Here is a 24,809-nt window from a genome sequence, read left to right as displayed (position 1 = left end):
CGGGCGGACCGAGCCGCCGCTGACGACCGCGTCGCGGCCCTGCGGGGCCTCGCGACGCGGTCGTCCCGCTGTCGGCGGGGGCGTCGAGTCAGACCGCCCCACCCACGGCCCGGACTCCCACGCGTACAGGGGCGGGCCAGCCGGCGGAGTCGAGGCCGTACTGGCACAGGAAGGCGTAGACGAGCCGCTCGAGCCCGAACCCCACGCAGGCGCTGCGCGCCGCGCCCTCCGTGCCGTAGTCGATGCCGAAACCGCGCCCGAACAGGTCGTCGTGGAAGTTGAAGGAGCCCACCGCGATGGTCCGCCCGGGTGCGACGGTGAGGCGCAGCTCGTACTTGAGCTCCAGCAGCCGCTGCGACCAGATCCGCGCGGTGGTGTCGCCGCCGCCGAAGAACGGGTCGTTGCCCACCTCGCAGAAGCCGCTCAGGCCGAGCTCCTCCATGAACGCGAAGATCTTCCGCATGAACAGCTCGCGCGAGGCGAGGACGTCTTCGCGCGGTCCCATGAAGACGATCTCGCGGATGGTGAAGTCCCACAGCCGTTCCATCGTCGTGGCATACGCCGCCTCGAATCGGAAGGACTTGCCCTTGGCCGTGACGACGTGCACCCCGTCCGTGTCCAGCGTCCGTCCCCGGTACTGGTGGAACGTGTGGTAGCACATGGTCGGCGGCAGGCAGTAGTCCACGTTGCGGCAGGCGTCGAGGACGGTGGAGTCGATGCCCGTCTCGGCATAGGACTTCTGGAAGCCCTGGTACACGTCGATGTCGTTGTGCAGGCGGGTCACGAACATCAGGTGCTGCGGGAACGAGGCGAAGTAGCCGGCCGTCGCAAGGGCCCCGGTGCTGATCAGCGTCGGGTAGCGGTACTCCGTCGGGCTGAAGTCGTTCCCCAGGATCTGCTTCACCGCCGCGTCGAAGTACGCGAGCAGCGACAGCAGCGGCTCACCGACGGCGACCTGTCCCTCGCCCGCCTCGGTCACCGCGCCCGCCCGCGCGAGCAGTTCGAACGTCCCCTCCTCGACCACCCGCTCGTGCGGGGACGTCCACACCGACTTCGGCGGGGTCGTCCGCTGCTGGCGGACGTCGCCGTCGACGACCCGGTTCACCTTCTCGGCCAGCTCGTCCGCGGGGAGCGGGGCGGCCGAGCGCAGGGTCACCCCGCGCACCTCGCCGTCGGCCGTGTCCAGTTCGTATCCCGTGATCTCCGACGACACGAAGAGGAGGCGGCGCTCGATCTCGGCTGCGAGCTCCCCGGCCACCGGGGTGTGCAGCTCGACGCGTGTGCGGAACTCCCCGGTCCCGGCGTCCGTCGGTGCGGTGTCCTGTCGGGTGGTGTCGGTCATGTCTCTTGCTCCTGAGCGGCTGGGAGGACTGGGAGGTCGACGAAGGACGCGTGGGCGCCTCTCCGGTGGACCTGGACGACGGGCGGCGGGTGATGCGCGCAGGTCTCGGCGTTGTCCCGGTCGCAGCACGTGACGGCGATCCGGAGCCGGTGCCCGGGAGCGAACACATGGCTGATCGGGTGCAGGTCGAAGGCCAGCGCCACCGGCTCCTCGGGCAGCGGTGACCGGGTCCGCTCCGAGCACGGGTGGTACGGCAGCGAGAGGTTGTCGTACGGAGCGGGGCCCAGCGCCCGGTGGGAGGCGCGGATCACGCCCTCGGTGACGTAGTGGGAGACCCCTTCGCCGTCGACGTCCTCCAGGTAGACGAAGAAGTCGCCGTCCGGATGGGTCGACGTCACCCACAGTTCCGCGACCGGGTGCCCGGTCACGTCCAACTCCCGTTCCAGCGGGGCCGTCGTGTAGGTGAGGGCCGTCCGGTCGTTGCCGTTCATCGGCTCGTAGCCGAACGGTCCGCCGTAGGCGTCGGTCCAGCGGGTCGCCGTGCCGGAGGTGGCCGTGTAGTCGACGACGAGGTCGTCGACGCCGCCGAGCCGCGAGGGTGCCCGGTCCGTCAGAGTGCCGTCGTTGACGGAGGTCACGGGCACGTCCGGGCCGGCGCCGAAGTACATCCTCGTCGTACGGACTCCGGCGGGCGGCCACCGGTGACTGGTGCGCCACTCCTCGCCGGGGGGCGCGTTCCGCCGGTGGTAGCGGATGGGCGGCTCGTCCATGACGCCGGTGTCGACGCCCTTGAGCCAGTGGTCGAACCAGCGCAGGTGCTCGGCCGCCAGGTCCACGCCCTCCCTGCCGTTGTGCGACCAGTCGCCCACCAGAAGCTTGCGCGGCCCGGTGAGATTGGCGTGCCACAGGAACGCGTCCCGCACCCAGGTGTCGTGCCAGCCGGTGAGCTGGTACACGGGCACGCCCGCGGCGGCGATCGCTTCGACGCGGGCGGAGGGGCTCTGGCGCGCGTACGGCGGCTCGTTGTCACCGTCGCCCCGGCTGTCCCGGCAGGGCAGGGCAGCGGCCCTTGCGAAGACGTCCGTGTTGGCCCGGTGCTCCTCGGCCGCCGCGCGCACGGCCGCTGAGTCCTCCCGTACGGGTGCGGCCCCGGTCTCGGTGTCCAGCCGCCGCACCATCGCGCCCCAGTTCCGGATGAAGTCGTGCCGGAACGCGCCTGCGGGACGGAGGAACGAGTAGAGGTCGAAGAGCGCCACCTGCGGGAAGATCGCCTTCAGGCTGGGCGGGGCGGTGCCGGCGGCAAGGAACTGGGTGATGCCCAGGTAGGACTCGCCGTACATGCCGACGTTCCCGTCGCACCAGTCCCGCGCGGCGAGCCATTCCGTGATCTCGTAGGCGTCCTGGCTCTCCTCGGGGCCGAACTCCATCCCCCGTACGCCGCTGGAGGCGCCCGTGCCCCGGGCGTCCGCGGCGGCAATCACGTAGCCGTCGTCGAGGATCCGGCGCAGCCAGGGGCGGCTGTCGAGCTTGGTCCAGATCAGGCCGTCCACCATGTCCGAGCGGTGGTAGCGGTCGTGGCACCAGAGGGCCGGCAGCGGCTCCTCGACCACCCGGCCGTCCCGCTTGGGGCGGAACACGTCCACGGCGATCCGGACGCCGTCGCGCATCGTGACGTAGTGGGTGGAGGACTCGATGCCGTCGACGGCTTCGAGGTAGGCCGCGATGTCCGCCGACCGCTCCTCCAGCAGTGTGCGCAGCTCCTCTTCCAGGCCGCCCGGCGGCGGCTCGTGGTGCAGCCGGCCGCCGGACGTCCACACGCGGACGTTCGAGGCCCGCAGCCGCAGCAGCAGCGGGACGACGGACGCATCGGGGCCGGGTACGGCGTCCTCGGTCCGCGCCGTCATGTCGTACGCCTTTCTGTCTCGCAGGTCACGCGGACGGACGCCGCGCGTGACCGTCGGCGACGGTCACGCGCGGCGTTCTGGGGGGTCACGCCGCCGTCGCGGTCTTCGACGTCACGAGGCGGACGAGTCCGTCCACCGTCCGGAAGTTGTCGAACTCCATGTCGTCGGGGGTGAGCTGGAGCGAGAACTCCTGCTCCACGAAGAGCGCCAGTTGCATGGCGAAGAGCGAGTTGACGTATCCCAGCGCGAAGATGTCGTCGCTGTCGGCCAGGTTCCGGCCGTTGAGCTGCGGCGCGAGGAACTCCCGGACCCGGGTGCGCACGTCGTCCTGCATGGTTCTGCCTCCAGTGTGGGGTTGGATTGTCAGTAGGTGTAGAAGCCGCGTCCGGTCTTGCGGCCCAGCAGCCGGGCGTCGACCATCCGCTGGAGCAGCGGTGCCGGGCGGTACTTGCTGTCGCGGAAGCTCTCGTACATGACGGTGAGGGAGTTCAGGATCGTGTCGAGGCCGATGAGGTCGCCGGTTTCCAGCGGGCCCATCTTGTGGCCGAAGCAGCCCTTGAACATCCGGTCGACCTGCTCGGCCGTGGCGACCTGGTCCTGGACGCAGAAGATCGCCTCGTTGACCGTCAGCATCAGTACGCGGTTGGTGACGAAGCCCGGCGCGTCCTGGACGACGATGCCCTCCTTGCCGAGGTCGCGCAGGAGCCCCAGCGCGGTGTCCAGGGTCTGCTCCGAGGTGAAGTGGCCCTGGACGACCTCGACCGTGTCCATCAGCGGCACGGGGTTCATGAAGTGCAGCCCGAGCACGCGCTCGGGACGCTCGGTGACCGAGCCGACCCGGGTGATGGGCACCGCGGAGGTGTTGACGCCGAAGACGACCTCCGGACGGCAGATCTTGTCGATCTTCTCGTAGACGTCGCGCTTGATGTCCCAGTTCTCGGTGACGTTCTCCACGACGAAGTCCGCGGCGCTCAGGGCCGACAGGTCGGTGCCGGTGGTGATGCGGCCGAGGATGGTGGCCGGGTCGTCCTTCAGGCGCTCCGCGCGGAACATGCCCTGAAGCCGCAGGTCGCTCTCGATCTGTGTCGTGGCGGAGGCGAGTTGCTCCTCGGACACGTCGATCAGCAGCACGTCGAACGCGGACTGGGCCAGCGACTGTGCCACTCCACGGCCGATGGTGCCCGCGCCGATGACACCCACCGTACGGATGTTCATGCTGATACCGCCTCAGATGATTGGAAGGGGGCGGCCGAACGGGTTCGCCGTTTCAGCCGTGGGACTTCTTGCTGTCGAGGTGTGCCGCCAGGTCGGCGATGGTGACGTACCGGAACAGGTCGACCATCGACACCCTGACGGCCATGGTCTTCTGGATGCTCTGCGCCATCCGCAGGGCGACGAGGGAGTCCCCGCCCAGCGAGAAGGCGCTCTCATGGACGTTCAGCCGGTCCAGACCGAGTTCCCTGGCCCAGATCCGGGCGACCTGGTGCTCCGTCTCGCTGTACCCGCCGTCCTCCCGGCCGAGGAGCGTGACGCCTTCGTCCGGTGCGGGCCCGGCGGGCGCGTCCTCCGCCGGCGCCCGGCGGGGTTCACCGCCGGCCCCGGCGACCCGCTGCCGGACGGACTCCTCCAGGACCAGCGGGGCCCTGCGCAGTTGGGCCGCCAGAAGGTCGGGGTCCACGGAGCCCAGCATCCCGTAGTTGATCTCGCCGACCACCACGGGGGAGCGGGGTGCGGCGAGGATCTCGTCCAGGCTGCCGAGCCCGTCCTCCACGCTGATCGACCGGAAGAAGCCCTGGTCCCGCCGGACGCCGTGATCGAACGCCATGCCGGTGTCCAGCCAGTCGGTCCAGTCGACGGTGACCGTCCTGCGGCCCAGGGCGGTGCGGTGGTCGGCGAAGTGGTCGAGGTAGGTGTTGGCCGCGGTGTAGTCGCCCTGGCCGGCGACGCCGAAGACGGAGGTGGTCGATCCGAAGCAGACCATCAGCTGCGGCGGATCGTCCGCGGTGACGAGGTCCAGGACGGTCGCGCCGAGCACCTTGGGGGCGAGTGTGGCCCGGAACGTCCCGGCGTCCTTGCGGAAGAGGAAGCCGTCGCCCGCGACGCCCGCCGCATGGATGACACAGGCGATACGGCCCAGGTCGGCGCGGACGGCGCGGACGACGTCCGCCATGGCGGCCTCGTCGGCCACGTCCGCCCGGTAGCAGCGCACCCGGGCACCCAGGTCCTCCAACTCCCGCAGGGCGGTGACCTGCCGGTGCCGTCTCGGGTCCTCGGCGGCCGTCTCGTCTCGCTCGTCGCGCGGGTCCGGGGCGCCGCGGCTGACGAGAGCCAGACGGATGCCGGGCACGGTGCGGCTCAGGTGCCGGGCCACGGCCAGTCCGAGGCCGCCGAGGCCGCCGGTGATGAGGTGGACGCCGTCGGGGCGCTCGCCCTCCTGGTGCGAGCGATCCCGCAGGTGCAGTGGCGCCAGCTCGGTGACATGACGCCCGCCCCGGCGGAGGGCGATCATGGTCGGTGACCACGGCCCGAGGAGTTCGGCGCACAGGGTGTCCGCGTCGGTGTCCTCGTCGACGTCGAGGCAGAGGACCTCGGTCCCCTCGTGCTCCTGGCCGATCACCTGGCCAGGCCGAACAGGGTCGCGTGTACGGGGGCCGTGGCCGGCTCGTCGCCCGTCACGCGCGCCACGTCGGGGGCGATCACGGCGAGCCGGCCGGGGACGACGTCCCGTGCCGCCAGGGCCCGTACGAGGTGAAAGAGGCTGTCGACCCCGCCGCGCAGCCGACGGTCGAGCTCCGCGACCCCGCGCTGGGCGCCGGCGGCGGGGGCGGCGACAAGCACAGCCTCGCCGGGCACCGCGTCGCCCAGGGTGTCGAGCAGCCGTTCCCACCCCTCGGACGTGGGGGGCACCCCGTAGTGGTCGTCGCCGGGGGCTTTCCACTCCTCGGCGAGCTCGGCCGTGATCACCCGTACGCCTCGGGAGCGCAGCGAGACGCCCAGGTCCCGGGAGAGCCCGCCGCCTTCCGTCACGAGGAGTACGGCGGCGGGCGCCTCGCGCTGCTCCGTGACGTCCGGCGCGGGGATCCAGCGCAGGGTGTGGTGACGGGAGTGCGGGCGGATGCGGGCCACCGTGTGCCGCGGGTCGGGGACACGCTTGACCGTGAAGCCGAGGATCTCCACCGCGGTGTTGCCCTCGGCGTCACGGATGGTGACGTCGACCTTGCGGATCTCGGTGCTGGGCCCGGCGTCCGGGTGCGGGGTGATGAGACTGGTCCCGGTGGGCGGCAGCGACGCGTGGATGCGGAGGGAGTCGTAGCCGACAGGGAGGAAGAAGGCGCGGCTGCCCCGGTACTCCTGTACGTCCTCCCGGGTCTCGTGGACGGCGAATCCGCTGAAGCCCGTCGCGAGGTCGAGCAGCGCCGGGTGGAGGACGTGGTCCTCGCACTCGGAGCGGTACCGCTCGGGCATGTCGAGGATGCCGAGTGCGGCCCGGACGCCGACGTGCATGGTGCGCAGGCTGTCCGTCCAGCGGCGGCCGAACTCCATCACCTTGTGCTCGGCCTGGGCCCTGCCGAGGTCGACGGTCTCCAGACCGCACCGCGCGAACAGGACGTCCGGGTCCTGGCGCGGCGGTGGGGCGAGGGGACCGGCAGCGGCCTTGCCCTGGACGTGGACGGTCCACACGTCGCGCTCCGGGTCATGGCCGGCCACGGAGAACTCAACGGTATCGTCGTCGAGTTCGCGGACGGTGATGTGCACGGTGCGGGGCTTGTGCTCCTGCACGAGCAGTGGCACCAGGAAGTCGACGTCCCTGATCTCTGTGACCGGGCGGCCCAGGTGCGCTGTGGCGGCGGCCCGGCCCATCTCGAGGTAGGTGGTCCCGGGGACGATCGCCTCACCGAGCATGCGGTGCTCGGCGAGCACCCAGTGGCGGTCGAGGGACAGCTCGCACTGGAAGACGGTCTGTCCGGCGGACCGGAGCAGCACCTCGTCGAGCAGCGGGTGGCGGCCGGGTTCACGGGACACCCGGGGGGTCGCGGGCTCCAGCCAGTAGCGTTTGCGCTCGAAAGGATACGTGGGCAGGGGAACGCGGCGCCGGTTGTCCTGGCCGTAGTAGCCGGCCCAGTCCGGCGCCACCCCGAGGAGCCACTGCTGGCCCAGGGTGCGGCGCATCGTCTCACCGGCACCGCGCGGGTCCCGGGGGTGCGGCAGCGACGCCGTGACCGTGACGCCGGTGCCCTCGTCGGCGAGCGTCCGCCGCGCCAGGCTCACGAGGGTCTGTCCGGGGCCGACTTCCAGGAGCACCGGTGCGCTCTGTGCCAGCAGGCGCACACCGGCGGCGAACTCCACGCACTGCCGTATGTGGCGTCCCCAGTACTCCGGGTCCCGGGCCTGCTCCGCCGTGATCCAGTCACCGGTCACGTTGGAGACGAACGGGATGCCGGGCGCCGCGCGCTCCACCCGCGCCACTGCCGAGACGAATGCGTCGACGACCGGTTCCATGAGTACCGAGTGGAACGCATGGGACACCTCCAGCGGCCGGGTCGCCCACCCGCGCTCCTCGGCCGTCACGGCGAACTCCTCGACCGCGTCGACGGGCCCCGAGACGACGCAGTCGCGGGGGCCGTTGTGCGCGGCCAGGCAGGCCCCGTCGGGCAGTACGGACTCCACCGCGTCCCGCTCGGCCACCACGCCGAGCATCGCTCCGGCCCCGCACCCCTGCATCAGCTCGCCGCGCAGGGCCACCAGCCGCAGCGCGTCCTCCAGCCGGAAGACTCCGGAGACGCACGCCGCGACCCACTCCCCCAGGCTGTGCCCGAGCAGGTGAGAGGGTTCCACGCCCCACGCCCGCCACAGCGCGACCAGGGCGTACTCGACGACGAACAGCGCGGGCTGCGCCCACCGCGTCCGGCCCAGGAGCGCGGCGCCGGCCGCGTCCTCGGGGAAGAGGACGTCGCGCACATCCCTGTCCAGGTGAGGTCGCAGGAGTTCCGCGCAGGTGTCCACGGCCGACCGGAAGACCGGCTCGGACGCGTAGAGTTCGCGCCCCATGCCCGGGTACTGGGCCCCTTGTCCGCTGAACAGGAACGCGGACTGCGGCGAGTTCGCAGCGGCCTGCCCGCTCATCACGTACGCGGGGTCGCGGGTCTCCAGTGCGGCGGCCACCGCCTCGGCGTCGGCCCCGCACACGGTGCGCCGGTACGGGAAGTCGCGCCGACCTGTGGCCAGGGTGAACGCGGCGTCGGCCAGTGCCGGCCGCTCGCGGCGCAGGAACGCCGCCAGTCTGTCCGACGCCTGGTCCAAGGCGTGTTCGGAGCGCGCCGACAGCACCAGGAGCTCGGACTCGCGGGGGCTCGGGGCGGGCCCGGGGGCGGGCGGGGCCTCCTCCAGCACCACGTGCGCGTTCGTGCCGCCGAAGCCGAACGCGCTCACCCCGGCGCGGCGCACCCGTCCGGTCGTCCGCGGCCACGCGCCGAGCTCCGTCTGCACCTGGAACGGCCCGTCCGTGAGGTCGGCGTCCTTGTTCCCCTCCACGTGGTTGAGGGACGCGGGTAGTTCGCCGTGGCGCAGAGCCAGGACGGTCTTCAGCAGTCCTGCCATCCCGGCGGCGGCGTCCAGGTGCCCCACGTTGGATTTCACCGAGCCGACCCGCCAGGTGCCCGGCGCGCCGGCGAAGGCCCGCGACAGGGCCTGGAGTTCGATCGAGTCGCCGATCAGGGTGCCGCTGCCGTGCGCCTCCACGTAGTCGATGTCCCCCGGTTCCAGCCCGGCCGTCGCCAGGGCCTCCGCGATCACCGCGGCCTGTCCCGCGACGCTCGGCGCGGAGAAACTCGCCTTGACGGCACCGTCGTTGTTGACCGCCGTGCCCCTGATCACCGCGTGGACGGTGTCTCCGTCGGCGAGGGCGTCCGCCAGTCGCTTCAGCGCCACCACCCCGACGCCGTTGGCGAAGACCGTGCCTCGGGCGGTGGCGTCGAAGGGCCGGACGTGGCCGTCCGGGGAGAGGAAGCCGCCTTCCTGGTAGGGGTAGCCGGTCTTCTCCGGGACCTTGTAGGAGACCCCGCCGGACAGCGCCATGTCGCACTCGTAGCCCAAGAGGCTCTGGCAGGCGGCGTGCAGGGCGACCAGCGAGCTGGAGCAGGCCGTCTGGACCGGGTAGCTCGGTCCCTTGAGGTCGAGCTTGTACGAGACCCGCGTGGTCAGGAAGGCCAGTTCGTTGCCGAGGCCGATGTTCTCCCCGCGGATGCCCTCCCCGTTGTCCATGTTGCTGACGAGGTTCCCGATGTACGCGCTGCTGCTCGCGCCTCCGAAGACCCCGACGGTGCCCTGGTACCGGGCCGGATCGAGGCCCGCGTGTTCCAGCGCCTCCCAGGCGGTCTCGAGGAACAGCCGGTGTTGCGGGTCCATGATCTTGGCTTCCCTGGCGGTGTAGCCGAAGAACTCCGCGTCGAACAAGTCGATGCCCTCGAAGGAGGGGCCCGCCTTCACGTAGTGCGGTTGCCCGGACTCCTCGGGGTCGACCCCTGCCGCCAGCAGCTCGTCGTCCCCGAACTCCACGACGGACTCGACGCCGTCGCGCAGGTTCGCCCAGAACTCGGCCAGGTCGCGGGCACCCGGGAAGCGTCCGGACATCCCGATGATGGCGACGCCTTCCGGCACGGACGGGTCGTCGAACCCCTCCTCGTTGGTGTCGCTCATCACTGCTCCCTCCGTCCTGCACGCATCTGTCGGGGTGGGTGATCCCGTCCTCGTCGGCCCGGTTCGCGCGCCCTGCGTGGGCCGTTCGGCGCACAGGTGTCCAGCGGCACCGTCATGGAGCGGGACATGCGGTCCGGGCGACCCCGGTACCGGTACTCCGCGGCTCCATCGGCGTTTGTCGCCCCGTACCGCACTCGATCCCCCAACGGCTGCGCTCGAGAATATCAGGAGAGCAGGAATTCGATACCGCTCGTCGGTTCCCCGCTCGGCGTTCGCAGCCCATGTCGACTGACAGGGAGACTAACGCAGGATCCCACGGGCCACAATGGCATACAACGGTGACGTGCACGAGAGGAGATGAAAGCGCCCGGAATCCACTCCTCACGCTCGATCCATAGGCGGCTCTGTGGCACGCTGTTCTGGCCGACGAGCAGCTCCGGAAACAGAAAGAGACCGCACATGCACAGCAATCCGCCCACCCGTCCCTGGATCAACCGACTGTCGAAGACGAATCCACCCGGAAGCATACGGCTGTTCTGCTTCCCTTATGCCGGCGGCGGCGCTTCCACATTCCGCGGTTGGGCCGAGCTGCTGCCGGATGAGGTCGACGTCCACGCCATTCAGCCGCCGGGTCGCGAGGACCGGCTGTTCGAGGACCCGGTCGACACCCTGAAGGCGACTCTGGACGCCGTCGTCCCGGAGCTGCTGGCGTACTCCAAGGAGCCGTTTGCCCTGTTCGGACACAGTCTTGGGGCGATCGTCTGCTGGGAGGCGGCCCGCGTGCTGCGCGAGGAGCACAACCTCGAACCGGCCCATGTGTTCCTCTCGGGATGCCGTGCCCTGCCCGCCGTGCACGACGGCCGACGGGACCTTCACACACTGCCCGAAGCGGAACTCATAGAGGAACTCCGACTTATGAACGGAACACCGGAGGAGATTCTCCGGAACTCCGACTTCATGCGGTTGCTACTGCCCGCTGTAAGGGCGGACTATGCGATGCTCTCACGCTATTCCTTTCTGCCGTGCAAGCCGCCGGGCGCACCGGTGACGGTATTCGGTGGAGCGAGTGACCCGGGCGTGGGAATGAACCATCTCCAGCAGTGGTCCGAGCTGGTCGAGGGAGAGCTCGACGCGGTGGTCCTGCCCGGTGACCACTTTTTCCTGCATTCGTCGCGGGAGCCCCTTCTCGCAGAAATGACAAAGCGTCTCGTCGGGCCCGTTCAGACGTCCGGGCGGAAGTCCTCACTCGGTTCGCTCTGATCTCTTCGGCCGTCGTCGATGTCCTTCATGGCGTTTTCGACGGCCTTCAGGGTCGGCTCGTGCACGATCATCTCGAAATGGTCGACGGGCACCTGGTACTGCTGGTAGTCGGTGAGCCCGAGGTCGGGCCAGTCGGTCACCGGGTGGAGGGTGCGCTCCACGTCCGACGGGTCGTCCCGGTCGTCGGTCGAGAACAGTCGCACGGCGAAGTCGCCCGGCTCGGGCACGTAGCCCGACACGGCCGACCCGACGGAGCCGAAGACCCGCAGCCCGGCCAGGAACTCCGCGAAGTCGGTCTCGATGGGGTCCGGCCCCTGTGCGCCGACCGCGTGGTACACCTCGGCGGCGTCCGGCTCCTGGCCCTCCGGTATCGCGACACCCGCCTCGTGCGCGACGGACAGGAGCTTCTCCCTGGCGGCCTCGGCCACCGTCAGCGGCGGGCAGTACAGCGAGGTGTTGAGCAGGACGACGGAGCGGACGTCCCATCCACGCCGCCGCAGTCCGGCGGCGAGTTCGTAGGCGATGATGCCTCCCACGCAGTATCCGGCCAGGTGCAGGCTGCGCGGCGCGTCCGCCTTCTCCAAGACTCCGACGAAGTCGTCGACGATCTCCGCGAGCGTCCCACAGGGTGCGCCCTCGGCCGGGTCGAGGCCGCGGGCCTGTAGGCCGAGCACGGGGCGGTCGATCGGCTCGCCTCCGAAACGGTGGAGGCCGATGACGCCGCCGCTCGCCGCCGGCACCAGCAGGAGGGGGGCGCCGGTGCCGGCCGGGTTGAGGGTGAGCAGTCGGCCGCCGGATCCCGGGGTGTCGTTGCGGATGCGGGCGCTGAGACCGCCGAACGTGGGCGCCTCGAACAGCGTCTTCAGGGGGATCCGGGTGCCGAGGGCGCCCCGCAGAGCGGCGACCAGCTTCGCGGCGAGCAGGGAGGACCCGCCCGACCCGAAGAAGTCGGCGTCCAGGGAGGCGGGCGGCCGGCCCAGCACCCGGGACCACTGGGCGGCGACGACGGCCTCGGTGGCGTCCCGCTCTACGAAATGCGACGGCACGGCGCTTCCTTCCCCTGATCGCTCTCGGCCGCGTGGACCGAGAGGAGTTCCGACAGCAGCGGCGTCACCGCCGGCGTCCCGAACAGGTCCTTCACGGTCAGTCCGGTGCGGTGCACCGACCGTGCGTCGGCGTCCGGCCACTCGGAGCCCTCGCTGAGGATGACGTGCCCGAGCTTCGGCGGGGCGCAGCGGTCAGCCGCTGCGGACAACGTGAAGCCGAGCCAGGCCCGCTGCGCCTCCGTCAGCTCGTCGGCGATGTCGTCGTCCAGGTCGGGCGCGGTCCGGGTGACAACGGAGCGGAGGAAGGCACTCGCCTCCCGCAGGGCGTCGGACGCCGGGAGGCCGGTGATGTCGGGCACCTCGGCGGGGTCCAGCGTGTCGTCCATGTCCAGGGCGAGGTCCAGCAGCAGTTCCCGGGGCGTGCCAGGGCCGGGGACCACAGGGTCGAGGACGACGAGCGGTGTGCCGGGCCCCGGCAGTTCGTCGGCCAGCAGCGTCGCCAGTTCGACGGCGGAGCAGTAGGCGAGCACGGCCCGTGGCGGGGCGACGGTCGCGATCTCGGCCGCCCAGTGCCGTGCCTGCGTCGCCAGGTCGGGGACCGTCTGAGCGAGTCCGGGGTAACGCAGCGGATCGATCCTGAGGCGGTGGGCGTGCAGCTCGGGCGGGAGGACGGGGTCGAAGCTCCGCGGCGGGATCTCGTTGCCGAACTCGATGACGACGACCGGCCGGCCGTCGTGGGGGCTCGTCTTGCCGGACATTGGCTTCAGTCTCCGTTCTTGGGTGCCGCGTCGACCTCGGCCGCCAGCTCCGCCAGGACCGGATGGTCGAAGACCGCCTGGAGGCCCACCTTGACGCCGAACCGGTCGCGCACCTTGCCGATCATGCGTGCCGCGAGCAGCGAATGCCCGCCGACGTCGAAGAAGTTGTCGCTGGGGCCCGGCACGATGCCGGTCAGCTCGGTCCAAATCCCGGCGATGCCCTCCTCGGTGGAGCCGGGCGGGAAGGCCGCCTCGGGCCGCTGGGCGGGCTCGGCCGGCACGTCCAGCAGGGACCTGCGGTCGATCTTGCCGTTCGGAGTCAGCGGCATGGCGTCCAGCCGCTGGACGCGGGAGGGGACCATGTACTGGGGCAGCCGCGCCGCCAGCGCCTCCTGCACCGTCTCCACGGTGGCCCCACCGCAGTAGAAGGCGGCCAGGGAACCGCCCGAGCCGTCGTCGCACAGCACGACGGCGGACTGGCTGACCTCCGCCACCGTCAGCATGGTGTGCTCGATCTCGGCGGGTTCGACACGGTTGCCGCGAACGCTCAGCTGGGCGTCGCGCCGTTCGACGAACTCCAGGTCCCCGGAGTCCGTCCAGCGGCAGACGTCCCCCGAGGCGTACCACCGCTCGGCGGTGCCGGGGCTCCCCCCGGCGGACCCGGCGTCGACGGCGGGGGCCGCCGTGCCGAACTTCTCCTCGGTGAGGGCGGGGTCACCTCGGTATCCGGCGGCCAGGACCACCCCGCCGATGAGGAGTTCGCCGGTCGCGCCGGGTCCGGTGACGTCGTTGCCCCGGCGATCGACCAGCCGGACGCGCGCGCCCGTGACGGGGGTGCCGATGACCGGGGGCCGACCGGGGTCACCCGTGCCGCGCAGGTCCCTGCTGGCGGTCGTGACGACGGTCGCCTCGGTGGGGCCGTAGTGGTTGTGGACCGCGGCGGGGAACGAGGCGCTCGGCCGCACCCGCAGCCGGTCGCCGCCGGTGAGCAGGACCCGCAGGGAGGGCGGTGCCGCGTCGGCGCCGATCAGTTCCTCGGCGAGCGGTGTGCTGAGGAAGCACTGCTCGATCGCGTTTTCCTGGAGGAAGCCCGCGATGGCCGTCACGTCGGCACCCAGGGGCTCGGCGGGCAGGACCAGGGTCGCGCCGCCCGCGAGCGCCGCCCAGGTCTCCCAGACGGAGGCGTCGAACCCCAGGCCGGCGAAGGCGGCCACCCGCGTTCCGGGCCCCGTCCCGTAGGTGGCGCGGTGCCAGTCCAGCAGGTTCACCAGGCTGGTGTGAGCGACCTCCACGCCCTTCGGCGTCCCGGTGGAGCCGGAGGTGTAGATGACGTACGCGAGGGTCGGCCGGACGGGTCGCGGCTCCCGCGCGGGGCCGGAGAAGGCGTCCTGCGGCGCGGGCACCGTACGCGGCACCCGGTGGCGCAGGTCGGGCTGGGCCAGCACGGCGAACGGCCGCGCGTCGTGCAGGACCGATTCGATGCGTCCCTGAGGGAGGGCCGGGTCAAGGGGCAGGTAGGCGGCACCGGCGCGCCAGGCTGCCAGCTGGGCGACCACGCCCGGCGCGCCCCGCTCGTACAGGACGCCGAGCAGGCAGCCCGGCTCGAACCCCGGCGTCTCCTGGAGCCGCGCCGCCGCGGTGCCGGCCTCGTGCCACAGACGGCCGTACGTCAGCACGTCCTTGCCGCACTCGACCGCCGACGCCTCGGGGTCCGCGTCGACGAGGCGCCGCAGCAGGCGCACGACCGTCCGTTCCTCTGGAATGTCCTGCATGGGGAGGTGGGGTCCCTTCGGGTGGAGGCTGTTCACAAGCGCTGGGAGGCCGGCGGTTTCCCGGACACCAGCAGTTCCTCGTAGACGCGGGCGAGGCGGTGCGCGGTGCTCGGCGCGACGCGGTCGGCCTGGAAGCTGAGGTCCACCCGCAGCCCGCCGTCGGCCGTCGGCCAGATCTCGCAGACGATCTCGTGCATGGCGGCGGGCGGTTCCATCGGCAGACGCCGCGCCGCGCACCCGGCGAAGGCGAGCTCCTCGGGTACAGCGGTCTGTACGGCGAACATCGTCTGGTACAGCGGGTTACGGCCGGTCCTGGGCGGCCGGATCGTGCGGACCACCTCCGCGAAGGCCACGTCCTGTCGGGCGAAGGCGTCCTCGACGGCGGGGCGTGCCGCCTTCGCCAGGTCCGCGAGCGCCGACGCGCCGTCCCCTGCCGGCAGCCGCAGGCACACGACGTCCACCAGGCAGGACACGGCCGCCATGGAGGCGGGGCCGGAGCGGCGCACGAGAGGGACGCCGATGCCGAAGTCGTCCTGTCCGGTCACGTCGGCGAGCGCGGCGGCGTAGCCGGCCGCGAGGGGCAGGAACAGGGTCGCTCCGAGGTGTCCGGCCTCGGCGCGGAGGCGGGCGGTGACCACCGGGTCCACGGTGAAGCCGAGGCTCCCGAACGGCTGGTCCGGCCCCGCTCCGGGCGCGGGCAGGGCGAGTTCCGGCAGGTCCGCGAGGTGCCGGGTCCACCAGGCCAGTTGGGCGGCGGTCTCGTCGGGGTCGTCGAACCGGGCTGCCTCGTCGGCCAGCTCGCGCAGGGTCGGCGCGGGGTTCTCGAAGTGCGGCTCGGCGCCGCGGCTGCGGGCGTTGTAGGCGTGTGTCAGCTCGGTGATGAGCAGGTCCTGCGACCAGCCGTCGAAGGCGATGTGGTGGACGGTGAGGCCGACCAGCGCCGTCTCGTCGCCCCCCGGGGCGTACACGCACCGCCAGACCCGCGCGTCCTCGATGGGCAGGGGGCGGTTCAGCGCCTCCTCCACCAGGGCCCGCGTGTCCTGGGTCCGGTCGCCGCAGGTGAGCGTCTCGACGCGGATGGCATGCGCGGTGTCGGGTGTGAGGGCCACCGGCTCGGGGTCCAGCCGGTAGGCCGATCTGAGGGCCTCGTGGCGCTGGTGCAGGTCGCCCAGGGCCTGTTCCAGGGCGGTGGTGTCCAGCGGACCGGTGACCTCCCACAGCAGGTGGCAGAGGGCGGCGGAGTCGCTCGGGTCCAGCTCGTGCAGCAGGCCGAAGTGAGCCTGGATGCCGTCGAGGCGGACCCTGTCGGTACGGCCCGCCGGTTCCGCCGGGGAGGGGGAGGAGCGCGTTTCCAGGAGCTCCGCGAGGCCCTCGGCCGTGGGGTTGCGCAGGAAGCCGGAGACCGGCACGGAGATGCCTGTACGGTCCGAGAGGCGCGCGCACAGCCGGATGGCGTCGAGGGACGTTCCGCCCAGAACCGCAAACGGCGCGTCGGGCGCCGCGTCGGTCTCCAGGAGGGTGCGGATCTCCTCCAGCACGACCGCCGTCCACCGGCTCCGCGGCTGTGCGGGCCCGCCGGGAGCGGTCGTCTCCGCCGGCGGGTCGGAGGGTGCCCGCAGGGTCGTCGACAGCAGCCGCGCGGTGTCCGTCTTGCCGGTGGGCGACAGCGGGATGGCGTCGACGCGCCGCAGGTCGTCCGGGACGCTGTGGGGCGGCAGCCCGGCGACGAGGTGGGCGCGTACGGCCGCCGGTGCAACGGTGGCCTCGGGGGCGCCGGGCTCCGCGACGTAGAAGAGCAGCATGGCGTTGTAGGCACCGTCCGGGCCCGGCACGGGCACCGCGACCGCCTGCTTGACGTGCGGCAGGGCGAGGCAGACGTTCTCGATCTCCAGCGGCTCGATCCGCCGTCCCCGGATCTTGACCTGGCGGTCGGCTCGGCCGACGTAGTGGAACAGTCCGTCAGGGGTGGTGAACCCGAGGTCCCCGGTCCGGTAGAGGCGGACGGTCTCGCCGTCGACGGGCGTGTCCACGAAACGCGCGGCCGTGTCCTGCGGCATGCCCAGGTATTCGACGGCGAGACCGTCCCCGCCGATGCAGATCTCCCCGGTCTCCCCCGGCGGACACACCCGGCCTTCCCGCATCACGTGGACCGTCGTGTGGTGCACGGGCCTGCCGATGGGGATGCCGTGCGGGAGTTCCGTGTCCTGCGGCAACACGTCGTGCGTGGTGGTGAAGACGCAGGACTCGACGGGCCCGTAGCCGTTGGTCAGCCGCACCGTCGGGTGGGCGTCCAGGAAGCGGCGCACATGGTGCGGTGACAGCCTCTCCCCGCCGGTCATCACGTGCCGGAGACCAAGGAAGCAGGAGGGGTCCTCGTCGACGAAGGCGTTGAACAGGGAGGTGGTGAGCCATGCCGTGTCGACGCCCTGGTCGCGCACGAGCGCGGCGAGCCCCGAGGGCAGCACGTACTCGTCCTCCACCAGGGCCACCGTGCCGCCGCTGGTGAGGGGCCCCCACAGCTCCAGGCTGGCGACGTCCCAGGGGAGCGCGACCGACGCGAGCATGACGTGGCCGGGGCCGAAGTCGGCGAAGCCTCCGGGCTGGAACAGCCGGGTAGTGGCCCGGTGCGGAGTGACGACGCCCTTGGGGACGCCGGTGCTCCCCGAGGTGAAGAAGACGGTGGCCTCGCTGCCACCGTCGCAGGCCACGGCGGGGACACGGCGCCGGCGCCGTACCGCCTCGTGGACGGGGTGGTCGGCCGGGGACCAGGTGGGCACGTGGAGGTCCCGGGGCTTCTCCACGACCGCGAGCGGCGGTTGGAGCCGCCGGAGAATGGCGTCCAGCCGCTCCTCGGGCCAGTGCGGGTCCAGGGCGGCGTAGGCGGCCCCGCACTTGAGGACGGCGAGGACGACGGCCGCGTACTCGGGTGAGCGGCTCATCAGTACGGGCACCCGGTGTCCCTCGGCGACGCCCAGGGCACGCAGTTCGGCGGCGTAGTCGTCGCCGGCCGCGTCCAGTTCCCCGTACGTCAGGCGACGATCGCCCTGTACGACGGCGAGGGCGCCGGGCTGGGCGCGGGCCTGGTGGGCCACCGCCTCGTGGATGAGCTCGCCGTGGACGTACGCGGCGGTCGAGGCGTCACGCGCCATTGCGGGTACCCCCTCTGATCTTGAGGTGTTCCATGACGGTGAGGCCGTAGTGCGACCGGGTCACCGGGGCGGCGGCCTCCTCGATCACGTCCCACCGCTCGCCGAGCCCGCGCAGGGCGACCTCGGCCTCCAGCCGCGCCAGTCCGGCTCCCAGGCAGTAGTGCGCGCCGAATCCGAACGTGAGGTGCCGTCTGATCTCCCGGCCGGGCCGGAGGTGGTCGGGGCCGTCGAAGACGTCCGGATCCCGGTTGGCCGCCCCCAGCATGATCAGTACGAGGTCGCCGGCCGCGATACGCTTCCCCGCCACGTCGACGGGCGCCGCCGCGAAGCGGGCGACCTGCTGGACGGAGGTGTCGAAGCGCAGCAGTTCCTCCACCACGGCGGCCGGCCCGGCCGTCAGGAAGTCCGTCCCGGCGCCGGCGTGCAGGGTGGCCCGTACGGCTTTGCCGATGAAGGTGGAGGTCGTCTCGAAACCCGCGTAGATGAGCAGGCTCGCTGTGGCCCACACGTCTTGGAGTCCGATCTCGCCGCGCCGGTGCGCCTCGCGCAGCAGCCACAGCCCCGAGTCCTCGGGCACCTCTCCCCGCAGCGCCTCGTCGACCGCCGCGGTCACCTCGTGCAGCGCCTGGTAGCCGCGGGTGACGACCTCGGGGAGGTAGTCCGCGACGAGCAGAGCGGCGATGTCGGGCGCCCACACGGCGAGGCGGGGCGCGATGTCCTCGGGCAGCCCGAGGATGTGGCAGATGACCCGGCTCGACAGCGGCACGGCGAGGTCGTCCATGACGTCGAGGACGTCGCGTTCCGGCGCGAGGAGTTCGTCGACGAGCCCTTCCACGAAGGTGCGTGCCGCCGCCAGGCGTTCGGCCGAGAAGAGCGGGGCGACGATCTTGCGGGCGTCGGCGTGCGCGGGGTCGTCGTTGAACATGAACCACTTGCGCACCAGTTCGGAGGTGCGGCTCCCGTCGCCGCTCCGGCCCTCGACCGGAGTGTGCAGCCTGGTCCTGCCCTGCTCGGGCCAGGCCGCCGAGAGGGACGGGTTGCGCAGCAGCTCGGTCACCTCGCGGAAACCGGTGACCAGCCATACGCCGAGGTCCTCGTCCCAGCGGACCGGCTCGTCGTCCCGCAGGTGGAGGTAGTCCATGCAGGGGTCGGCCTGCGCGCGACCGGTCACGTGGTAGGGGCACCGGCCCGTGCGCAGGGCGGTGTCCGCGGCCGCCTGCCGTGTGTCACTCATGGGCGGCGTCCCCGTCCCGGGTGAGCGGCGGCGGGCTCACCTTCCGCAGCGGCGCCAGGTCGACGGCGCCCACGGTGTCCGGCGCACCGTCGGCGAGGCTCACCAGCGCGGCCTCGACGGAGGCGAGGAAGCGGCCGGTCGCCTCGGCGCCGAGGTAGTCGTCGCTCGCGGTCAGGGACAGGTGCAGGCCCGAGCCCGTGGCAGCCCTGAGGTTGAAACGCGGCCCGCCCTGCCAGGCGTCGGCGAACCACTCGACGTCGTCATGCGCAGGTGATCCTTCGGCCGGGGGCCGGGCGATGTCCCCGAGGTAGTTGAAGTAGCAGTCGAACTTCAGGGGGTCGGGGTTGACGCAGCCGGCCTCCGCGAGACGGGCGCGTAGTTCGTCGATGCTGTACGAGCCGTACAGCAGGCGTTCCAGGCTGTTCATGTAGAGCGTGCGCAGGAACACCGCGGGGGCGGCGTCCCGGTCGGCGGTGACGGTCATCGGGGCGAGCTGGTTCATGCTGCTGAGCAGCGCCTGCCAGCGCTTGTCCATGCGGTTGCCGGCGAGCAGGCCGAACGTGGCCCCGTCGCGGCCCTTCCGGTCGAACAGGGCCAGGGCGGCCGCGCCGAGGATCACGGACTGGACGGACACCGCGAGGCGTTCGGCGACCGCGCGGGCGGCGTCCTGGGCCCGCTCGGAGTACAGCGCCGCCCGGTAGCGCCGACTCGTGTCGCCGCCCTGCCGGTCCTCGTCGACGAACCCCCGCCACTCGTCGAGCCAGAACTCGATCGTCTGGCGGCGCTGCTGTGCGTCGCCGTGCTGCTCCAGCGCGAGGTCGACGGGCTGCGGCGGGTCGGGGGCAAGCGTGCCCCCGGAGACGAGCGTGCGGAACTCGTCCTCCAGCAGGGTGCAGGCGGCGCTGTCGACGGCCAAGTGGTGCACGACGCACACCAGGTGGGTGGCGACACCCTGGTGAACCCCGACAGCGGCGCGCCAGGAGTGCTCCACGTCGAAGCGGATCTCCTCCTGCGCCCACTCCCCGGCGGCGCTCAAGGCCGCTTCCCGGGTGGGGGCGGGCAGTTCCACCGTGTCGAGCCGGATGCTCTGGAACGGCCGGACCGTCTGGGTGGGCTCCGCGGCCCGGCGGTCGTAGACGGTCCGCAGTGCCTCGTGCCGCTCGACCAGCCGCGCCCAGGCCGCGGTGGCACCGTCCACGCCCGTACCGGAAGGGATGTCGAGGACGAGGGGGAGATTGCCGTCGCTCTGCTCGTCGGGCCCCGAAAGGTCGAGGTCCCTCAGCACCGACAGCTGACCGAAGGTCAGCGGAGCGGTCTTCACCTGGCTCAACTCGTTGCCTCCATACGATTGCTGATGTCCTGACAGGACGCGCTGACCGCCATGTCGGCGGGGGCGCGCGGCTCTCGTCCCGTGCGAGGCCGCCCCGGGGCGGGGTCGAGGGGCGCCGCTCGTGGTCGGCCGCGGTCTCCCGGCCTTCCGGCCGCATGCCCTATTCGCCGGCCAGGAGCACCCGGTCGACCTTTCCGGCTGTGGTGCGCGGGAGCGCCTCGTGGACGACGATCCGGCTCGGGCAGTGGCTGGCCGGGAGCCGTTCGCGCAGCCAGGCCCGGATGGTCTTGCCGGACACGTCCTGCCCGCGGGCCGTGACGTGGGCCGTGATCGACGCGTGCTGCGGCCGGTCGGCGTCGCGCAGGACGGCGACCGCGGCGGTGATCTCGGGATGCTCCTCCAGTACGGCCTCGATCTCACCGAGCTCGATGCGGTGGCCTCGCAGTTTGATCTGGTCGTCGGCGCGCCCGAGGAACTCCAACGAGCCGTCCGCCCGGTATCTGGCACGGTCGCCCGTACGGTAGAGCCGTCCTCCGGCGCCGGGGATGTCCCGAGTGGGGAAGCGCTCGGCGGTCAGGTCGTCCCGCTCCAGGTATCCGAGCGCGATCCCGGCCCCGTACAGGACGATCTCACCGTCCGTGCCGGGCTCGGTGACTGTCTCGTCCAGGTGGGTCGCACCGGTGTCGTCCACGGCGGCCAGGTAGAGGCCGCTACCGTCCAGCGGTCTTCCCAGAGAGATCACGTCCGGCGACTCGACGCGCGCGGCGGTGGCCCAGATCGTGGCCTCCGTCGGGCCGTACAGGTTCCACAGCTGCGCGCCACGGGGCAGGAGGCGACGCGCCAGCTCCGGGGTGAGCGCCTCTCCGCCGCACCAGAGTCTGGCGCCCTCGGCGCCCTGCCACTCCGCGGCCAGGAGCATGCGCCAGAAGCTGGGCGTGGCCTGAATGACCTGCGGGGCGTGCTCGTCGACGAAGTCCTTGAAGGAGTACGGGTCGAAGCGCACCTCGTCCGGAACGACGAGGAAGGACGCGCCGACCATCAGCGGCAGCAGCATCTCCGCCATGGAGATGTCGAAGGACAGGGCCGTCGCGGCGACCATCGTCTCGCCCGCCGTGAGCCCAGGTGTGGCGGCGAGCCCCGCCAGCCGGTCGAGCAGCGCCGTGTGCGGGACCATGACGCCCTTCGGCAGCCCGGTCGACCCCGAGGTGTACATGACGTAGGCGATGTCGGCCATGGCCGGCTCGCGAGGGACGAAGAGCCCCCCGGCGGCGGGGACGGGCTCGGCGGTGAACGCGCCCTCGGCGGTCTCGCGCAGGACCAGGGACGGCCTGGCGTTCGCGAGGACCCGCTCGCGGTGGGCAGGTGGGCTCTCCCGGTTCAGCGGGAGAACCGCGCACCCGCTGCCGGCGGCGGCGAGGATGCCGAGCGCCCCGCCGGCGGGGCCGGCCGCGTCGAGGGCGACCAGTGACCCGGCCCGGGTGTGGGCGAGGATCTCCTCACCGAGGGCAGCGGCCCGCGCCGAGAGTTCACGGTAGGTGTAGGTACGGGCGGCCCGCACGGCCGTCGCGTCCGGGGTACGCGTGGCCTGGGCCTCGAAGGCGTCTCGTATCGTCTTCATACGTCCGCTATTTCGTACACAGGTGGATACGGTCGAGGCGGCCATGGGCCACGTCGACGCGCGCGAGCGTCTCGGGTTCGCAGCTGACGCCGGACATCACACCGCAGTCCTGCGGTTCGAAGGGGGTCTCCGCTGTCTTCACTTCATTTCCCTTTCCGGCGGTTCACAGAAGCGTCGACGAGTTCCACGAGACCGGCCACGGATTCGGCCCGAAACAGATCGACCAGCTCCGGGGAGATGTAGAACCGCTCCCCAGGTGCGGCCGTCGGGCGCGGCACGGTGATCGGGTTCACGTGAGGACCCACGAATGAATCGTCAAGTGACACCGATGAAAGGTCGAAGCTTCCGGCCACATCCGCACGTACGCTGTCGGCTAAACTCGCGCAGGCGTCGGACATCCCACTCCTTGAAGGCACTTCCCCGGGCACGGACGCCTTTTGCCTCACCACGGGGGTTTCACGGACGTGTCGCCTGACGGCAATACCGAGAACGCTGGCGGGACTCACGCACGGCGGTGCCGCAATCTCACCACCACGCCCTGCGGCGGCGATCCGACGTCAGAGGGTCGGCCTTCCGCGGCTTCTCCGGGCTGAACGCACGCGAGCGGTCACGCTCACACAGCGGCATCGCACGTCGGACGTACGGCTAAGTGGGCAGCACCCTGCATTTCCTTTCCCCCTTTCACGCCGACCAGCGGCGTACGACGGCAGCGATTCACCCTCTTCGACGGTCAATGACGAGAGGTCCGCTGCCCGCCTCGTGCCCAGCCGAGCGATGCACTGATGACGCACGGCTCCCACGAGGAGTCCCGAAGGACGCTCCTCACTGTATGGCGTGGGACCGATTCATGGAAGGGATGATCATCTTTTCTTGTCGGGGCGCGTCTTGAGCCGGCGTCAGACCGGTGAGTGGAGCCGCACCGGACTCCTTGCAGAGTAATTCGACTGTTGGGGCATCGGGTTGACTAACGGATAGTTCTTCGCGATCCGGGCATTGCCCTCACCGCACGGCACCTTCACCCGGCCCGGCTCTACGGTCCCCTTCCGTAAGGCCGTTGACAGAATCGCCCGACGCTAAGAGCATGGGCGGCACGCTGCGCTTCCTGTGCGCGCGTTCGAAAAGGCCCCGCCACGCGGACTTTCGGGGAAATCGCCTCCCCTCGTCGCCTCCGCCGGCAGGCCGCGGCACCGCTGGGCCCGTCGCCCCGGGGCGGTACGCGCCCCCCGCCACCCGTTCCCTCTCCACGGCCCGCCCCTGGCCGGGTACGCGTGCTTCCGCATGTACCGCGTGCTCCGCCCGCGCACCGACACTCACCCCACGAGTACCAGGAGATCCCCATGGAGTTGTCCCTGAGCGGCGCGAAGATGGCCGGTGTCTCCGGTCTGCGCAGCATCATGGAGGACGTGGCCGCCAGTACGGCGGACACGTCAGCGGGTGAGTGGCTCAACCTCAGCGTGGGCAATCCGGCCTCCGTCCCGGAGGCGAGCGACATGTGGCGGACCGCCTTGGCGGACGCGCTGGCCGAGGACTTCGGGCGGGCGAGCTGCCGCTACGGCCCGTCACGCGGCAGCCAGGTCCTGATCGAGGCGGTCGTCGACTACTTCCGCCGCAGGTACGGCTGGCGGCTCGGCCCGGAGAACGTCGTGGTCGGCCCGGGCAGCCAGATGCTGTGCTTCGCTGCGGCCGCCCTCTTCGCGGGCCCGGGAGCACGGGGGGAACGGAAGATCGTCCTGCCCATGGTTCCCGACTACACCGGCTACCAGGGCATGTGCATGCACGCAGGGGGCATTGCCGGAGTGCCGCCCCTGATCGAACGCCAGGGCGAGCACCGGTTCCGCTACGCGCTGGACGTCGAGGGCCTGAGACGGCGGTCGGACATCGGCATGATGCTGGTCTCCAGCCCCGGCAACCCCACCGGACGCGCCTTGGACCGGGCGGACCTGGACGCTCTGACCGCGCTGGCGGCGGAGCGCGACGTGCCGCTGCTCCTGGACCAGGCGTACGGCTCCCCGTTCCCCCGGATCGCCGAGGTGCGCACCGAGCCGGTGCTGCACGACCACCTGATCAACTGCTTCTCCGCGTCCAAGGCCGGACTGCCCGGGGAGCGCGTCGGGTTCGCGATCGGCTCCCCGCGGTACGTGGACGCGCTGGCGTCGTTCATGTCCAACTCCGTCCTGCACGCCCCGCAGCTCCCCCAGGCCGCCCTGGCCCGCATCATGCGGAACGGGCGGCTCGACGACGTCACCCGGGAGGCGATCGCCCCCTACTACCGGGAGAAGAAGCGCCTCGCCGCGGATCTGCTGGCGGAGACGATGCCGCCGGACATGGACTGGCGGATGCACTCCGGTGTCGGGGGGATGTTCTGCTGGCTGTGGGTGGACCACCCGTGGTTCGACGACATCGAGCTGTACCGCAGGCTGAAGGAGAGGCGGGTGTTCGTCGTGCCCGGACGGCACTTCTTCGTGGACCCGCTCTCCTCCCCCGCCCTGGCCGGCCACGCGACCCGGTGCTTCCGCGTCAGCCTCAGCGCCGAGGAGAAGGTACTCACCGAAGGCATCCGCCAAGTGGCCGACGTGCTGCGGGAGATGCGCGCCGAGGCGTCCGTGACGACCCTGTGACGCCGCAGCCTCCGCCGGTCTCGGCGAAGGCGGCCGGCGTGCACGTGATGGCCAGGCAACGAGGACCGGTGAGCGCGTTCAC

Annotated in this window: 17 protein-coding genes; 2 read left to right on the top strand and 15 right to left on the bottom strand. The window is 71.6% G+C overall.

Annotated features, from left to right (window positions below; all coding sequences use genetic code 11):
* Positions 1-88: 88 nt before the first annotated feature.
* The 6 genes from KUM44_RS25560 to KUM44_RS25535 form a co-directional block, all read right to left on the bottom strand.
* Positions 89-1,342: a hypothetical protein gene (locus KUM44_RS25560; RefSeq protein WP_217211460.1), complete on the bottom strand. Its 1,254-nt coding sequence runs from the start codon at positions 1,340-1,342 to the stop codon at positions 89-91.
* Positions 1,339-3,246: a CocE/NonD family hydrolase gene (locus KUM44_RS25555; RefSeq protein ID WP_217211458.1), complete on the bottom strand. Its 1,908-nt coding sequence runs from the start codon at positions 3,244-3,246 to the stop codon at positions 1,339-1,341. Before KUM44_RS25555 ends, KUM44_RS25560 begins: the two co-directional genes overlap by 4 nt.
* 85 nt (positions 3,247-3,331) lie before the next feature.
* Entirely contained in the window at positions 3,332-3,580 is a 249-nt protein-coding gene (locus KUM44_RS25550; RefSeq protein WP_217211456.1) for an acyl carrier protein, read from the bottom strand.
* A gap of 29 nt (positions 3,581-3,609) precedes the next feature.
* Positions 3,610-4,461 carry a 3-hydroxyacyl-CoA dehydrogenase family protein gene (locus KUM44_RS25545; RefSeq protein WP_217211455.1) on the bottom strand — a complete coding sequence of 284 codons (852 nt, stop codon included), beginning with the start codon at positions 4,459-4,461 and terminating at the stop codon, positions 3,610-3,612.
* A gap of 52 nt (positions 4,462-4,513) precedes the next feature.
* Positions 4,514-5,863, bottom strand: a complete 1,350-nt coding sequence (locus KUM44_RS25540) for a beta-ketoacyl reductase (RefSeq protein ID WP_217211454.1) — start codon at positions 5,861-5,863, stop codon at positions 4,514-4,516.
* Positions 5,860-9,942, bottom strand: a complete 4,083-nt coding sequence (locus KUM44_RS25535) for a type I polyketide synthase (protein WP_217211452.1) — start codon at positions 9,940-9,942, stop codon at positions 5,860-5,862. The genes KUM44_RS25540 and KUM44_RS25535 overlap by 4 nt, the downstream gene beginning before the upstream one ends.
* Before the next feature lie 459 nt (positions 9,943-10,401).
* On the opposite strand from KUM44_RS25535, the gene KUM44_RS25530 reads away from it, so the two are divergent.
* The gene (locus KUM44_RS25530; protein WP_217211449.1) at positions 10,402-11,202 is read left to right on the top strand and encodes a thioesterase II family protein; all 801 of its coding nucleotides are present in this window, start codon (positions 10,402-10,404) and stop codon (positions 11,200-11,202) included.
* On the opposite strand, the gene KUM44_RS25525 is transcribed toward KUM44_RS25530, so the two are convergent.
* The 9 genes from KUM44_RS25525 to KUM44_RS25490 all read right to left on the bottom strand — a co-directional run bounded on the left by KUM44_RS25525 (position 11,163) and on the right by KUM44_RS25490 (position 22,507).
* Positions 11,163-12,248: a phosphopantetheine-binding protein gene (locus KUM44_RS25525; RefSeq protein WP_217211447.1), complete on the bottom strand. Its 1,086-nt coding sequence runs from the start codon at positions 12,246-12,248 to the stop codon at positions 11,163-11,165. The two genes, KUM44_RS25530 and KUM44_RS25525, sit on opposite strands and share 40 nt — an antisense overlap.
* Positions 12,230-13,006 carry a hypothetical protein gene (locus KUM44_RS25520; RefSeq protein WP_217211445.1) on the bottom strand — a complete coding sequence of 259 codons (777 nt, stop codon included), beginning with the start codon at positions 13,004-13,006 and terminating at the stop codon, positions 12,230-12,232. The genes KUM44_RS25525 and KUM44_RS25520 overlap by 19 nt, the downstream gene beginning before the upstream one ends.
* A gap of 5 nt (positions 13,007-13,011) precedes the next feature.
* A complete protein-coding gene (locus KUM44_RS25515; RefSeq protein WP_217211443.1) occupies positions 13,012-14,778 on the bottom strand; it encodes a non-ribosomal peptide synthetase in 1,767 nt (588 codons plus the stop codon).
* Between the two features lie 32 nt (positions 14,779-14,810).
* On the bottom strand, positions 14,811-17,927 hold the full coding sequence (locus KUM44_RS25510; protein ID WP_217211441.1) for a non-ribosomal peptide synthetase: 3,117 nt from the start codon (positions 17,925-17,927) through the stop codon (positions 14,811-14,813).
* A complete protein-coding gene (locus tag KUM44_RS25505) occupies positions 17,917-19,161 on the bottom strand; it encodes a cytochrome P450 (protein ID WP_217211439.1) in 1,245 nt (414 codons plus the stop codon). Before KUM44_RS25505 ends, KUM44_RS25510 begins: the two co-directional genes overlap by 11 nt.
* Positions 19,154-20,482, bottom strand: a complete 1,329-nt coding sequence (locus KUM44_RS25500) for a condensation domain-containing protein (protein WP_308402720.1) — start codon at positions 20,480-20,482, stop codon at positions 19,154-19,156. Before KUM44_RS25500 ends, KUM44_RS25505 begins: the two co-directional genes overlap by 8 nt.
* A gap of 169 nt (positions 20,483-20,651) precedes the next feature.
* Positions 20,652-22,109: an amino acid adenylation domain-containing protein gene (locus KUM44_RS25495; protein WP_217211437.1), complete on the bottom strand. Its 1,458-nt coding sequence runs from the start codon at positions 22,107-22,109 to the stop codon at positions 20,652-20,654.
* Between the two features lie 7 nt (positions 22,110-22,116).
* Positions 22,117-22,251, bottom strand: a complete 135-nt coding sequence (locus tag KUM44_RS46855) for a hypothetical protein (RefSeq protein ID WP_302186042.1) — start codon at positions 22,249-22,251, stop codon at positions 22,117-22,119.
* Between the two features lies 1 nt (position 22,252).
* The gene (locus tag KUM44_RS25490; RefSeq protein WP_217211436.1) at positions 22,253-22,507 is read right to left on the bottom strand and encodes a hypothetical protein; all 255 of its coding nucleotides are present in this window, start codon (positions 22,505-22,507) and stop codon (positions 22,253-22,255) included.
* A 939-nt stretch (positions 22,508-23,446) separates the two neighbouring features.
* On the opposite strand from KUM44_RS25490, the gene KUM44_RS25485 reads away from it, so the two are divergent.
* The gene (locus tag KUM44_RS25485) at positions 23,447-24,727 is read left to right on the top strand and encodes a valine--pyruvate transaminase (protein ID WP_217211435.1); all 1,281 of its coding nucleotides are present in this window, start codon (positions 23,447-23,449) and stop codon (positions 24,725-24,727) included.
* Positions 24,728-24,809 lie beyond the last annotated feature (82 nt).

Origin of the sequence: Streptomyces sp. AC550_RSS872, from assembly GCF_019049285.1 — a bacterium.
GTDB lineage: Bacteria > Actinomycetota > Actinomycetes > Streptomycetales > Streptomycetaceae > Streptomyces.
Note: the sequence above shows the minus strand (reverse complement) of the source record. Positions and strands in the feature narration are given on the sequence as shown.

What these genes read in the sequence shown, in the direction of transcription:
- KUM44_RS25560 (WP_217211460.1), bottom strand. Translation starts at nt 1,342, where the DNA reads ATGACCGACACCACCCGACAGGACACCGCACCGACGGACGCCGGGACC.
- KUM44_RS25555 (WP_217211458.1), bottom strand. Translation starts at nt 3,246, where the DNA reads ATGACGGCGCGGACCGAGGACGCCGTACCCGGCCCCGATGCGTCCGTC.
- KUM44_RS25550 (WP_217211456.1), bottom strand. Translation starts at nt 3,580, where the DNA reads ATGCAGGACGACGTGCGCACCCGGGTCCGGGAGTTCCTCGCGCCGCAG.
- KUM44_RS25545 (WP_217211455.1), bottom strand. Translation starts at nt 4,461, where the DNA reads ATGAACATCCGTACGGTGGGTGTCATCGGCGCGGGCACCATCGGCCGT.
- KUM44_RS25535 (WP_217211452.1), bottom strand. Translation starts at nt 9,942, where the DNA reads ATGAGCGACACCAACGAGGAGGGGTTCGACGACCCGTCCGTGCCGGAA.
- KUM44_RS25530 (WP_217211449.1), top strand. Translation starts at nt 10,402, where the DNA reads ATGCACAGCAATCCGCCCACCCGTCCCTGGATCAACCGACTGTCGAAG.
- KUM44_RS25520 (WP_217211445.1), bottom strand. Translation starts at nt 13,006, where the DNA reads ATGTCCGGCAAGACGAGCCCCCACGACGGCCGGCCGGTCGTCGTCATC.
- KUM44_RS25515 (WP_217211443.1), bottom strand. Translation starts at nt 14,778, where the DNA reads ATGCAGGACATTCCAGAGGAACGGACGGTCGTGCGCCTGCTGCGGCGC.
- KUM44_RS25510 (WP_217211441.1), bottom strand. Translation starts at nt 17,927, where the DNA reads ATGGCGCGTGACGCCTCGACCGCCGCGTACGTCCACGGCGAGCTCATC.
- KUM44_RS25505 (WP_217211439.1), bottom strand. Translation starts at nt 19,161, where the DNA reads ATGAGTGACACACGGCAGGCGGCCGCGGACACCGCCCTGCGCACGGGC.
- KUM44_RS25495 (WP_217211437.1), bottom strand. Translation starts at nt 22,109, where the DNA reads ATGAAGACGATACGAGACGCCTTCGAGGCCCAGGCCACGCGTACCCCG.
- KUM44_RS25490 (WP_217211436.1), bottom strand. Translation starts at nt 22,507, where the DNA reads ATGTCCGACGCCTGCGCGAGTTTAGCCGACAGCGTACGTGCGGATGTG.
- KUM44_RS25485 (WP_217211435.1), top strand. Translation starts at nt 23,447, where the DNA reads ATGGAGTTGTCCCTGAGCGGCGCGAAGATGGCCGGTGTCTCCGGTCTG.